This is a genomic window from Paraburkholderia largidicola, assembly GCF_013426895.1.
Taxonomy (GTDB): domain Bacteria; phylum Pseudomonadota; class Gammaproteobacteria; order Burkholderiales; family Burkholderiaceae; genus Paraburkholderia; species Paraburkholderia largidicola.
In genome coordinates this window covers 1,340,797-1,353,368 of record NZ_AP023174.1, presented here as the reverse complement: position 1 = coordinate 1,353,368, position 12,572 = coordinate 1,340,797, and the positions used below count along the sequence as shown (strand labels likewise).

Below are 12,572 nucleotides of genomic sequence, written 5' to 3'. Positions count from 1 at the left end.
CCGCCTTAGTTCAGTTGCGCGTGCAGCAGCGTCACGATGCGTTGCGCATCCGACGACGTATCCACCTGACCATTCGAGTCGACGACCGCAACCTGCGTCATCGCGTCGCCCTTCGAGCGCACGTTGACGAGGAATTCGTGGCTGTCTTTCTTCGCGCTCTTGTCGCTATAGAACAGCTTGCCGAACAGGCCGTCGCGCTTGAGTTCCTGCATCGAATCCGCGTAGCGCACGTAGTAGATGCCCTTTTCGCGATCGCGGTTGTCGACGGTGAAGTTCGTGCGGTCGAGCGCGAGGCCGACGCGCAACCAGGCACGATCGAACGATTCAGGCAGATCGAGCGTCGCGCCGCCCGCGCTCTTGTCGAGCTGCGCCTGCGCCGTCGACGGACGCGCGTCCGTCAGCAATTGCTTCGATTGCGCGTCGGTGAGGCCGAACTTCTGCATCAGCTTGGCGAGAAACTCAGCTTCCAGCGCCGGATCGCGCGGACGCTCGACCCAGCGGGACGACGTCTTGTCCTGACCTGTCAGCACTTCTTCCATCGCCGAGTGCGTGATCGAGATATCCGTTCCGCCCGACGGATCGCGCGAAACCAGCGTGCGGAAGCTGTCGCGCGTGCCCGACGAGTACGCGAAATCGACGACCTTGCCGATCGTGCGACGGAACCAGTCGTCCGGAATGTTGGCGCGGTTTTCCGCCCAGTCGGTCGACATAATGCCCGTGGTCGGCGCATCCGTCTTCAGCGAGAAACCGTTCTCGGTCCAGAACTCCTGCAACTGCGGCCACAGCTGTTCCGGCAAGCGTCCGTCCACGACCAGCCAGCGGCGATCGCCGTCGCGCTCGATATGCATGCCCAGCGGATCTTGTGCGCTCGGCACGCCTTCCGTCAGGTTGCCCGCTGACGTCTTGGCACGCTCCGTTGCACCGCCAAGCGCCGCGCCGGCAGGAGGCGCCACGTAGCGCTGGTCAATCTGCGCAGCGGACAGATCGCTTGGCACGGCGAGCGGCGGCGCACTCGCGGTTGCCTTGTAGTTCACTCGGTCCGACGCGAGCATGTCGTTCAGCGACTCGCAGCCAGAAAGCGACGCGATCGCGCCAGCCGCAAGCGTCAGCGCCGCCAGGCGCGTTGCGTGGAGGGAAAGTGCGGAACGTTTCATGGGGTCCTTCGTGAAGCTAAACGCGCTGCCTGGATCGGTGCGGACCGTGGGCGATATCGACGTCAGTTGAAAAAATGCCGGGAGGCGCCTGAAATATCAGACGCTCAGCCGAGCAGCCCAGCCTCGCGCAGCGCGGCGCGAACCACGTCGTGGTAGCGCGCGTCGAGCGGCGTAAGAGGCAGACGGATGCCGCCCTTGACGCGGCCCAGTTGCTGCAACGCCCACTTGGCGGGAATCGGATTCGATTCGATGAAGAGGTTCTTGTGCAGCGAGAGAAGTTTCAGATGGATTTCACGCGCCGTCTTCGCGTCGGCTGCGAGCGCAGCTTTGCACAGGTCGCTCATCAGGCGCGGCGCGATGTTCGCCGTCACCGAGATATTGCCGTGGCCGCCCAGCAGCATCAGCGCGATCGCAGTCGGATCATCGCCGCTGTAGATGCCGAAGTGCGCCGGCGCCGACTTGATCAGATGCGCGGCGCGGTCGATGTTGCCCGTCGCTTCCTTCACGCCGATGATGCCCGGCACGTTCGCAAGACGCAGAATGGTCTCGTTCGACATATCCGCGACCGTGCGGCCCGGCACGTTGTACAGGATCACGGGAAGATCGACGGTTTCGGCGATTTTCGAGAAGTGGCGGTAGATGCCTTCCTGCGTCGGCTTGTTGTAGTAAGGCACGACCTGAAGCGTGGCATCGGCACCCACTTTCTTCGCCTGCTCGGTCAGCTCGATGGCTTCCGTCGTCGAATTGGCGCCCGCACCCGCGATCACGGGGATACGGCCGGCTGCCTGCTCGACGGCCGTCCTGACCATCAGCACGTGCTCCTCGACCGACAGCGTCGCCGATTCGCCGCTCGTGCCGACCACGACGAGACCGTTCGTACCCTCTTCGATGTGCCAGTCGACCAGTTTGCGGAAGGCCGGCAAATCGAGACTGCCGTCTTCGAGCATCGGAGTGATGATGGCGGGAATGCTGCCGCGAATCGCGACGCCGTCTTGCTGAGTGCCGTTAGCCATGAAACGCCATGAATTTGTTCGATAAACTGCGATTGTAGCGGATTAACCGGTCAGATCGTAACGCGGGGGAACACCCGTATCTTTCGTTTCGACCGACCCATCCGGCGCGCGCACGGCGCAAATGCGCTGCACGTAGGCGGGACGCGGCTCCGCGAGGAAACCGTCCTGAAATGCAACGACACGTAACAGCCCGCGCACTGCGTCAATCAGCTCGCCGGGCGCGAGCAGAAAAGCGGGGTTCGAAGGCTTGCCGACCGTTTCGTTGCCCTGCGCGAAGGTTTCGTAGATCAGCACGCCGCCCGGCGCGAGCGCGCCCAGCAATTGGGGAAAGAGCGGACGGTGCAGATAGTTCGTGACGACGACGGCCGCGAATTGCGCATCCGCCGGCAGCGGCCACGGACCGTTTTCGATATCGGCAGCGATGGTGGCGATGCCGTCCACGCCGCTCATCGACTCCAGAGCGGCGGCATCGCGGTCGATCGCTGTCACGGGATAGCCGCGCGATGCGAAAAACCGCGCGTGCCGCCCTCCTCCTGATGCCACGTCGAGCACCGCACCACCCGCTTCGACGAGGTGCGCCCAGCGCTTCACCCAGCGTGACGGCTCGCCGAGCGCCGCATGACTGGCGCTCGACACACCCGGGTTCTGGCCGTCCGTCATCAGGTGTACGACAGGCCCATCGCTTCGCGGACGTCGCGCATCGTTTCCGACGCGAAACGGCGCGCCTTGTCGCAGCCGTCGGCGACGATCGCGCGCAGCAGCGACGGATCGTCCATGTACTTCTGCGCGCGTTCGAGCATCGGCTGCTGCTCGCGCAGAATGCCTTCGATCACCGGCTGCTTGCACTCCAGGCACCCGATGCCCGCCGAACGGCAACCCTTCTGCACCCATTCATGCGTGTCGGCGTCGGTGTAGACCTGATGCAGCTGCCATACCGGGCACTTGTCCGGATCGCCCGGATCGGTGCGGCGCACGCGCGCCGGGTCGGTCGGCATGGTGCGGACTTTCTTCGTGATCGTTTCGGCGTCTTCGCGCAGGCCGATCGTGTTGCCGTACGACTTCGACATCTTCTGGCCGTCCAGACCGGGCATCCGCGACGCTTCCGTCAGCAGCACCTGCGGCTCGGGCAGGATGATCTTGCGCGAACCTTCGAGGTAGCCGAACAGGCGCTCGCGATCGCTCATCGACAGGCTTTGCGACTCCGACAGCATCGCGCGCGCCTTTTCGAGCGCTTCTTCGTGGCCTTCCTGCTGATACGCGATGCGCAGTTCGTGATACAGCTTCGCGCGCTTGCCGCCGAGCTTCTTCGCGGCTTCGTTCGCCTTCTCTTCGAAGCCGGGTTCGCGTCCGTACATGTAGTTGAAGCGCCGCGCCATTTCGCGCGCCATTTCGACGTGCGGCACCTGATCTTCGCCAACCGGCACGAGCGAAGCGCGGTACAGCAGGATGTCGGCCGCCATCAGCACGGGATAACCGAGGAAGCCGTACGTGCCGAGATCCTTGTCACGCAGCTTCTCGATCTGTTCCTTGTAGGTCGGCACGCGTTCGAGCCAGCTCAGCGGCGTGCTCATGCCGAGCAGCAGCGAGAGTTCGGCGTGCTCGGGCACGCGGCTCTGGATGAACAGCGTCGCCTGCGCCGGATCGATGCCCGAAGCGAGCCAGTCGATCAGCACATCCCAGACGTTCTTCTCGATGACTTCCGGCGTTTCATAGTGCGTCGTGAGCGCATGCCAGTCGACCACGCAGAAAAAACACGGGTACTCGGATTGCAGACGCACCCAGTTTTTCAGCACGCCGTGATAGTGGCCGAGGTGCAGCGAGCCGGTAGGCCGCATGCCGGAGAAGATACGGTCGGGGTACATGGTTTTGATTTATAGAAGCGAAACGAGAGGTGTCAGGATAACCGTCACGGCCTCATAGCCGATATTCACGAGCGGACGCAGCCAGAAGCGCGTCAACGTGCCCGTCATCACGAGCGCCATCACGATAAAGAATCCGTAAGGCTCGATGCGCGCCAGCGCCATCGCCGGGCGCACGGGCAACAGCGCCGTCAGCACGCGACCGCCGTCGAGCGGCGGCAACGGGAAGAGGTTGAGCACGCCGAGCACGAGGTTCACGCCGACGCCGGCACCTGCCATGCGCGTGAAGAACGGCTCGTCGACATTCATCGCCGCGAGCGCGACGCCAAATATGCCCCAGACGAGCGCCTGCGCGAAGTTGCACAGCGGGCCCGCGAGCGCGACCCACATCGAGCCCCAGCGCGGATTGCGCAGGTTGCCGAATGCCACGGGCACGGGCTTGGCGTAGCCGAACATGAATGCGCCGCTCGTGGCGAAGTACAGCACGAGCGGAATCACGATCGTGCCTATCGGGTCGATGTGCCGCATCGGATTGAACGACACGCGGCCGAGCACGTACGCGGTGTTGTCGCCGAGCATGCGAGCGACGTAACCGTGCGCCGCCTCGTGCAGCGTGATCGCGAAGATCACCGGCAGTGCGTAGACGACGATGGTCTGTATCAGGGAGGAATCCATATCGCTCTATTGTAACAACGGCGCCTTGCGGCTCTGTCGGCTTTCGCTCACGTGATTTTTATGCCGTCTCTTCGAGACCGAACGGCGCGAGCGAGCCGCGCCCCGGCCGCACGAGTACGGGCTCCTCGCCCGTCAGGTCGATCACCGTCGACGGCTCGCACGGACACGCGCCACCGTCGATCACCAGATCGAGCTGTTTTTCCAGCTTCTCGCGGATTTCTTCCGGATCGTTCAGCGGCTGCGTCTCGCCCGGCAGGATCAGCGTCGAGCCGAGCAGCGGCTGGCCGAGTTCTTCGAGGATCGCGAGCGTGATCGCGTGGTCGGGCACGCGCAGGCCGATCGTCTTGCGCGACGGATGCGACAGACGCCGCGGCACTTCCTTGGTTGCCTGCAACACGAACACGTAGGGACCCGGCGTCACGGATTTGATCAGACGGTATTGGCGGTTGTCGACGAGCGCGAAGTTCGCGAGTTCGGACAGATCGCGCACGAGCAGCGACAGCAGTTGCCGCTCGTCGAGGCCGCGGATGCGCCGCACGCGGTCGACGGCGTTCTTGTTGTCGAGCTGGCAGGCGAGCGCATAGCTGGAATCCGTCGGCAGCGCGACCACGCCGCCGCCTTCGATGATCTGCGCCGCCTGCTTGATCAGCCGCGGCTGCGGATTGTCCGGGTGAAGCCGAAAATATTGGGACATGATGTCGGTCAGAAGGTCGGAAACGGCAGGCAGCAAGCAACGGCACATGCCGCGCGTGTGCCCGCGCAGCACGCGAAACCAGAGCTTACAGCCAACGTTCCCAGACTGGCTTCAGATCGGACGGCAGCGGCGGCAGACTGCCGAGCTCGACGCGGCCTTCGCCCGCCGCATGAAAGTCGGACCCGCGCGATGCCTCGAAGCCGAAGCGCCGCGCGACATCCGCATACTCGCGATACTGGTCGGGCGTGTGGCTGCCCGTCACGACTTCGATTGCCTTGCCGCCGAGATCGATGAATTCGGCAAACAGCGCGTCGAACTCGGTCTGCGTGTAGGCATAGCGGCCCGGATGCGCGATCACCGCTTCGCCGCCCGACGCCCGAATCCATTTGACGGCGTCGGCGAGCTTCGACCAGCGATGCGCCACGTAACCCGGCTTGCCGTCGCCGAGAAAGCGGTTGAACACGTCCTGCGTGTTTTCCGCGTAGCCGGCCTCGACCATGAATCGCGCGAAGTGCGTGCGCGAAATCATGTCGGGATTCGATACGAACTTCAGTGCGCCTTCGTACGCGTCGGGAATGCCGAGCGTGGCCAGCTGCTCGCCGATCGCCTCCGCCCGCGCGGCGCGGCCATTGCGCGTGCGTTCGAGCCCTTCGACGAGATCCTTGCAGGCCGGATCGACATGCAGGCCCACCACGTGAATCGTGCGCGACGCCCATGTCACCGAGATTTCGACGCCGCTCAAATACCGCATGCCGAGTGCTTCAGCCGTCTCGCGCGCTTCGACCTGACCGCCGATTTCGTCGTGATCGGTGAGCGCCCACAGCGTCACGCCGCCGGCATGCGCGCGGCGCGCGACATCGGCGGGCGCGAAAGCGCCGTCGGAAACGGTGGAATGGCAATGCAGATCGGCGTTCATCATTATCGGGATAGCGTGGTCAGCCCATTTTACTGCAACGCAGTAAGCACACGCAGAGGATTCGTCGAGACAAATTCAGAACGCGCACTAGGCGCAAAACGCTTCGATCAGCGCCGCGACCTGCTCCGGCTGATCGTGGTGAACCATATGGCCGGCATCGTCGATGATGGCTTCGCGCCAGTCGGGAAAAGCCTGAAAGCGCGCCTTGAATTCGTCCAGCGGAATATTGCCCGCGAGCGCCGCGAGGGTCGGCGATGCGGCGGCTTCGACGTGCAGCACCTTGGCGCGCGCGTTCGCCCAGACGGCCATCACTTCGTCGAGCCGGTACAGCAGCGGTCCGCGAATCTTGTGCGCGGGATCGGCGAGCAGCATGAAGCCGCCCTCGCCGTCCGGCTTCGACCAGTGCTGCGCGAGAAAGCGCGCGCGCTGCGGGTCCAGCCGTTCATTGGTCTTGATGAGACGCGCGGCGACGTCGTCGAGCGTTGCGTAACGGCGCAGCGTCGGCGGCTCGCGCAGTTCGTCGAGCCACGACGCAATCCGACGCGGCAACTGCGCGGGCCTCGACGGCGGAAGCCCGAAACCCTCCAGATCGACCACGCGGCGCACCCGCTCCGGTCGCGCGCCGGCGTACAGGCACACGACGTTCGCCCCCATGCTGTGTCCGACGAGGTTCACTTCGCCCGTCGGCGCGTAGTGATCGAGCAGCGCGTCGAGGTCGGCCAGATATTCGTGGAACCAGTAATGGCCGCCATTCTGATGCGCGACGGGCCAGTCCGACAGACCGAAACCACGCGCGTCGGGCGCGATCACCTGCCAGTCGCTCGCGAGCGCGTCAACGACGAACTGGAACGACGCGGCGACGTCCATCCAGCCATGCAGCATGAAGAGCGTTGGCGCATCGGAATTGCCCCAGCGGCGCACGTGCAGGCGTACGCCGCGCACGGTCACGAATTCGGAAACGGAAGGCCTGAGCGGACGGTTCATGGTGCGAGCGGTAGAAAAGAATGGTCGTTCGATTATATCGAGATCGCCGCATCGCCGCTTGGTGCCGGGCTGGAACAGGCTTAGCCGGCCGGGCGCTGTTGCGCGTCGAGACCCGCGAGCGCGGCGAGCTCCTCTTCCTCGAAACCGGCGTCGCGGCGCGCTTCGAAGTTGAACGGTCCGCGCAGCTTCGGCGCGTGGTATTCGTCGGAGAGACGCAAGTAAGTTCGATGCGCGTCGATGCTCGCCTGGTCGCACAGATGCCGGAACCAGCGGTTGCCGATCAGCACATGTCCGATTTCGTCGCGCAGGATGACGTCCAGAATCGCCGCCGACGCGTGGTCGCCCGCCTGTTGCAGGCGCGCGCGGATCGGCGGGGACGCATCGAGCCCGCGCGCCTCGAGCGTGCGCGGTACCAGCGCCATGCGTGCGAGCACGTCGCCGCGCGTGCGCTCGCACATGTCCCACAGGCCGTCGTGCGCCGGAAAGTCGCCGTATGCATGACCGAATTCCGCCAGCCGCGCCGACAGCAGCGAAAAGTGATGTGCCTCTTCCGCCGCGACCTTCAGCCAGTCGACGTAAAACGCTTCGGGCATACCGCAGAAACGCCATACGGCGTCGAGCGCGAGATTGATTGCGTTGAACTCGATGTGCGCGAGCGCGTGCAGCAACACCGCACGCCCTTCCGGCGACTGCATGCTGCGTCGCCCCAGTTTGCGCGGCTCGACCAATTCGGGCCGCTCGGGGCGCCCCGGCAGATCCGCGGGCTCATCCAGCTTCCGGCCCGGCGACACGAGCACCTCACCCGCCTGCACGCGTGCATAAAGCGCTTGCGCCGCAACGGCCTTGGTGGCGGGAACACGCTCGGCCAGCACAGCAAGTGCTTCGGAACGGGCGCAAATCATGAGATGGGGACGAATCGACTCGGGAGCATGCATCGCGAAACGGGAACCAGCGAAAAAGGACAAAAACCAGCGATTCTGGCACAGCGTGGCCCGCGCGCATGCTTCGCACGGGCCCATGGCACAACCGTTTACAATACGCGATTCGACCATGCCGCGCGGGATGCCGCCATTTCGCGCAAGGCGCCTCGTCGCCAGCCCGGCGGCGGCACGGCCGCCATCCCGACGACAGCAACCGTCTTGCATGAGACCAGAGGAGACACTGTGGCAATCTACAAGCTTGGCGACGCCGCCCCGACCATCCACGAAAGCGTGTTCGTCGCGGACACGGCGACCATCATCGGCAAGGTGACCGTCGAAGAAAACGCGAGCATCTGGTTCGGCGCGTCCATTCGCGGCGACAACGAGCCGATCACCGTCGGCAAGGGCACTAACATACAGGAAGGCGCCGTACTGCACGCCGACCCGGGCTTCCCGCTGACGCTCGAAGCGGGCGTGACAGTCGGCCACCAGGCGATGCTGCATGGCTGCACGGTCAAGGAAGGCGCGCTGATCGGCATTCAGGCCGTGGTCTTGAATGGAGCGGTCATTGGCCGCAACTGTCTGGTTGGCGCAGGCGCCGTCGTTACCGAAGGCAAGGTTTTTCCTGACAATTCCCTGATTCTCGGATCGCCCGCAAAGGTTGTCCGGGAACTGACTGAAGCAGATATCAAAGGCCTGAAGCGCGCTGCGGACATCTACGTAGAGCGCAGGGATTATTTCAAGGCGCAACTCGTGCGCATCGGCTAGAGCCGACCGCACGGCGCGCCACGCGCGGCCTTCCCACCGCGCGGTTCGACCGAGGAAAAGTTGTGAGTGACCAGTTGCAGAAATTCATGTTCAGCGCGGCGCCCGTTCGCGGCGAGATCGTTTCGCTGAGCAACACGTGGCAGGAAGTGCTGACGCGCAGAAGCTATCCGGCGCCCGTGCGGAACGTGCTCGGCGAGATGATGGCGGCGTGCGCGCTGCTGTCGGCGAATCTGAAGTTCGACGGCACGCTGATCATGCAGATCTTCGGCGACGGCCCCGTGAAGATGCTCGTCGTGCAGTGCAATTCGGACCTGTCGATGCGCGCGACGGCCAAGTTTTCCGGCGACGCCGCGCACCTGATCGCCGACGACCTGTCGCTCGTCGATCTCGTCAACCCGGGCGGCCACGGCCGCTGCGTGATCACGCTCGATCCGAAGAACAAAGTTCCCGGCCAGCAGCCTTATCAGGGCATCGTGCCGCTGTCGGACGAGAACGGGCCGCTCACTTCGATGGCGCAGGTGCTCGAGCACTACATGCATCATTCGGAGCAACTCGACACGCGCATGTGGCTTGCCGCCAACAATGAGCGCGCGGTCGGCATGCTGCTGCAGAAGCTGCCTGGCGACGGCGGCATCGTCCCGCATCCGGGCGAGATCGACGCCGACACGTGGGACCGGCTGTGCACGCTCGGCAGCACGCTGTCGCAGGACGAGATGCTGGCGGAAGACCCGAACACGCTGTTCCGGCGCCTGTTCTGGCAGGAGAACGTCCAGCACTTCGAGCCGACGCGCACCCGCTTCGAGTGCACGTGCTCGCGTGCGCGCGTGGGCAACATGCTGAAAATGCTGGGCCGCGAGGAAGTGGACAGCGTGATCGAAGAGCGCGGCCACGTCGAAATTCACTGCGAATATTGCAACCAGCGCTATGAATTCGACCCCGTCGACGTCGCGCAACTTTTTGTCGCGAGCGGGCTCTCACAGGGAGTGGCGCCCGCTGCCGAGCAGCGGCACTAGAGCCGGACCATCCGCGTCGCTCGCGCCCGCTGCGGGCGAGCGACGTGGCGGTATCATCGGATTCTGGCGGCCTTTCGCTTTCCGGCTATCGATTTGCTTAGGTATCCGACCGATGGAGGTCGACATGAATGCCCCTTCGCTGTTCCAACCCGTACACCGGATAGCGGCGCTCGCTCTCGTCGCGGGCGCGGCTGCGCTGTCGGGCTGCATGCTGGATCCGCCTGGCCCGTCGCCGATCTACAGCCGTCTGCCCGCGGACCAGTCGGGCATCGCCGCGACGGCACAACCGCTCACACCGGAAGAACGTGCCCGCTACGATGCGATCGACAGGCAGGTGATGGCCGAGCAGAACCAGGCCATGGCCGCCGACGCCGCCGCGCAGGCTTATTCACGCTACGCGGCGCCGCCCGTCTCCGTGTACGGCAGCTACTCCAGCGGCGGATGGGGACATGGCTGGGGCACAGGCATCGGCTACGGCTATTCGCCGGGCTGGGGTTGGGGCTGGTAAGCGGCACATCGGTCTGACTGTCGGAGCGCCCACCCGCGTTTCGTCCCGCCAAACAAAAAGGCGCGGTTCATTACGAACCGCGCCTTTTTTCATGAGCCTGCCTCACCCGCCTCGCACCGCATCAGCCGTCAACCTGGCTTCCTTTCCTTCGGGTCCTTCTTCGCGTGCTTGCGATCCGGCTTCGCGCGCGACTCCGGATTGGGCACCACACGCAGCGGCGCGCCCGTGATCTGCCCGCGCGTCGACGTATTCGACTGTGGCGCGTTAGCCGCCGGCGACGGCGCATTCGGCGACACGAACTGCACGAACACCTCGCTGTCCTTGACCATGCCCATTTCGTAGCGGGCGCGTTCTTCGACGGCGGCCGTGCCGTTCTGCAGATCCTGGACTTCACCCTGGATGCGCTCGTTGCGCTCCTTCGCGTCCGCGTTCTTTTTCAGCTGCTGTGCGAGTTCCTGTTGCAGTTCGTGCACGCGCAACCAGCCACCATGGCCCCACCACAGAGGGTATTGGATCAGCACCAGCAGGACGAGCAGAACGACGGTGACGAGCCGCATGAAGTGAATTGCAGGGTTGAATGTGCGCCGCCCTGCGCTTTACGCAGGGCGGTAGGGTGAATCAGTAGCGAAGCATAACCGGTTTAACGGTTATTGAGACGGGTTTGTTGACATCAAGCGTCACTTACTCCCGTCAATCCGCCTCATTCGAGGGCGTTCAACGCAGATTGTAGAACGCCGACTTGCCCGGATAGCTGGCGATATCGCCGAGATCTTCCTCGATACGCAGCAGCTGGTTGTACTTCGAGATACGGTCCGAGCGCGACAGCGAGCCCGTCTTGATCTGACCCGCGTTGAGACCAACGGCGATGTCGGCGATCGTCGAATCTTCCGTTTCGCCCGAGCGGTGCGAGATCACAGCCGTGTAGCCCGCGCGCTTGGCCATTTCGATCGCTGCGAAGGTTTCCGTCAGCGTGCCGATCTGGTTGATCTTGATCAGGATCGAATTCGCGATGCCCTTTTCGATGCCTTCCTTCAGGATGCGCGTGTTCGTCACGAACAGGTCGTCGCCGACCAGCTGGATCTTCTTGCCGAGCTTGTCGGTCAGGATCTTCCAGCCTTCCCAGTCGCTTTCGTGCATGCCGTCTTCGATCGACACGATCGGGAATTTGTCTGCGAGCGCGCCGAGGTAATCGGCGAATTCCGACGACGACAGTTGCAGGCCTTCGCCCGCCAGCTGGTACTTGCCGTCGTGGTAGAACTCGCTGGCTGCGCAGTCGAGCGCGAGCAGCACGTCTTCACCGGCACGGTAGCCAGCTTTCTCGATAGCTTGCAGGATGGTCGACAGGCATTCGTCGTTGCTGCCGAAGTTCGGCGCGAAGCCGCCTTCGTCGCCCACGGCCGTGCTCATGCCGCGGTCCGACAGGATCTTCTTCAGCGCGTGGAACACTTCGGCGCCGCAGCGCAGTGCTTCGCGGAAGGTCGGCTGGCTGACGGGGACGATCATGAATTCCTGGATGTCCAGGCTGTTGTTCGCGTGCGCGCCACCGTTGACGATGTTCATCATCGGCACGGGCAGCTGCATCGCGCCCGAACCGCCGAAGTAGCGGTACAGCGGCAGGCCGGCTTCTTCAGCCGCAGCCTTCGCGACGGCCATCGAGACAGCCAGCATTGCGTTCGCGCCGAGGCGCGACTTGTTGTCGGTGCCGTCCAGTTCCAGCAGGGTCTTGTCGAGGAAGGCCTGCTCGGAAGCGTCGAGGCCCATGATCGCTTCGGAGATTTCGGTGTTGATGTGCTCGACAGCCTTCAGCACGCCCTTGCCGCTGTAGCGGCCGGTTTCGCCGTCGCGCAGTTCGATCGCTTCACGCGAACCCGTCGATGCGCCCGACGGCACAGCCGCGCGGCCCATCGTGCCCGATTCGAGCAGCACGTCGCATTCGACGGTGGGGTTGCCTCGCGAATCGAGAATCTCGCGACCGATGATATCTACGATAGCACTCATGGTTTCCTCTGAAATGACGATGAATTCTTAAGGTGAGACGTCCGGCTCACTTCGACTGCACGCGTCCGGA

General features: G+C 64.2%; 14 protein-coding genes. 3 read left to right on the top strand and 11 right to left on the bottom strand.

Annotation, left to right across the window (positions count from 1 at the left end):
- Positions 1–5 precede the first annotated feature (5 nt).
- From bamC to PPGU16_RS05985, 9 genes are all read right to left on the bottom strand, one after another.
- On the bottom strand, positions 6–1,154 hold the full coding sequence (gene bamC / locus PPGU16_RS06025) for an NlpB/DapX family lipoprotein (RefSeq protein ID WP_180722112.1): 1,149 nt from the start codon (positions 1,152–1,154) through the stop codon (positions 6–8).
- A 104-nt stretch (positions 1,155–1,258) separates the two neighbouring features.
- Positions 1,259–2,167, bottom strand: coding sequence for a 4-hydroxy-tetrahydrodipicolinate synthase (gene dapA, locus PPGU16_RS06020; protein ID WP_007580404.1), 909 nt, complete (start codon positions 2,165–2,167; stop codon positions 1,259–1,261).
- Between the two features lie 42 nt (positions 2,168–2,209).
- Complete coding sequence (locus PPGU16_RS06015) at positions 2,210–2,827, bottom strand: class I SAM-dependent methyltransferase (RefSeq protein WP_180722111.1); 618 nt, start codon at positions 2,825–2,827, stop codon at positions 2,210–2,212.
- A complete protein-coding gene (locus tag PPGU16_RS06010; protein ID WP_180722110.1) occupies positions 2,827–4,029 on the bottom strand; it encodes a tryptophan--tRNA ligase in 1,203 nt (400 codons plus the stop codon). Before PPGU16_RS06010 ends, PPGU16_RS06015 begins: the two co-directional genes overlap by 1 nt.
- A gap of 9 nt (positions 4,030–4,038) precedes the next feature.
- On the bottom strand, positions 4,039–4,701 hold the full coding sequence (locus PPGU16_RS06005; RefSeq protein WP_042307108.1) for a site-2 protease family protein: 663 nt from the start codon (positions 4,699–4,701) through the stop codon (positions 4,039–4,041).
- Positions 4,702–4,759: 58 nt separating this feature from the next.
- The gene (locus tag PPGU16_RS06000; protein ID WP_180722109.1) at positions 4,760–5,395 is read right to left on the bottom strand and encodes an L-threonylcarbamoyladenylate synthase; all 636 of its coding nucleotides are present in this window, start codon (positions 5,393–5,395) and stop codon (positions 4,760–4,762) included.
- An 85-nt stretch (positions 5,396–5,480) separates the two neighbouring features.
- Positions 5,481–6,311, bottom strand: coding sequence for a 3',5'-nucleoside bisphosphate phosphatase (locus PPGU16_RS05995; RefSeq protein ID WP_180722559.1), 831 nt, complete (start codon positions 6,309–6,311; stop codon positions 5,481–5,483).
- Between the two features lie 87 nt (positions 6,312–6,398).
- On the bottom strand, positions 6,399–7,295 hold the full coding sequence (locus tag PPGU16_RS05990; RefSeq protein ID WP_180722108.1) for an alpha/beta fold hydrolase: 897 nt from the start codon (positions 7,293–7,295) through the stop codon (positions 6,399–6,401).
- 80 nt (positions 7,296–7,375) lie between these two features.
- The gene (locus PPGU16_RS05985) at positions 7,376–8,197 is read right to left on the bottom strand and encodes a ferritin-like domain-containing protein (protein ID WP_243460573.1); all 822 of its coding nucleotides are present in this window, start codon (positions 8,195–8,197) and stop codon (positions 7,376–7,378) included.
- A gap of 261 nt (positions 8,198–8,458) precedes the next feature.
- On the opposite strand from PPGU16_RS05985, the gene PPGU16_RS05980 reads away from it, so the two are divergent.
- The 3 genes from PPGU16_RS05980 to PPGU16_RS05970 all read left to right on the top strand — a co-directional run bounded on the left by PPGU16_RS05980 (position 8,459) and on the right by PPGU16_RS05970 (position 10,504).
- Positions 8,459–8,983: a gamma carbonic anhydrase family protein gene (locus PPGU16_RS05980; RefSeq protein ID WP_007580393.1), complete on the top strand. Its 525-nt coding sequence runs from the start codon at positions 8,459–8,461 to the stop codon at positions 8,981–8,983.
- 62 nt (positions 8,984–9,045) lie between these two features.
- Positions 9,046–9,996 (top strand): Hsp33 family molecular chaperone HslO, encoded by a 951-nt coding sequence (gene hslO, locus PPGU16_RS05975; RefSeq protein ID WP_180722106.1) that lies wholly within the window; start codon positions 9,046–9,048, stop codon positions 9,994–9,996.
- Positions 9,997–10,120: 124 nt separating this feature from the next.
- Entirely contained in the window at positions 10,121–10,504 is a 384-nt protein-coding gene (locus tag PPGU16_RS05970; RefSeq protein ID WP_180722105.1) for a hypothetical protein, read from the top strand.
- 128 nt (positions 10,505–10,632) lie between these two features.
- Here the strand turns inward: PPGU16_RS05970 and ftsB are convergent, their stop codons facing one another.
- Positions 10,633–11,061: a cell division protein FtsB gene (gene ftsB, locus PPGU16_RS05965; protein ID WP_180722104.1), complete on the bottom strand. Its 429-nt coding sequence runs from the start codon at positions 11,059–11,061 to the stop codon at positions 10,633–10,635.
- Between the two features lie 157 nt (positions 11,062–11,218).
- Positions 11,219–12,502, bottom strand: coding sequence for a phosphopyruvate hydratase (gene eno / locus PPGU16_RS05960; RefSeq protein ID WP_042307094.1), 1,284 nt, complete (start codon positions 12,500–12,502; stop codon positions 11,219–11,221).
- Between the last annotated feature and the right edge of the window lie 70 nt (positions 12,503–12,572).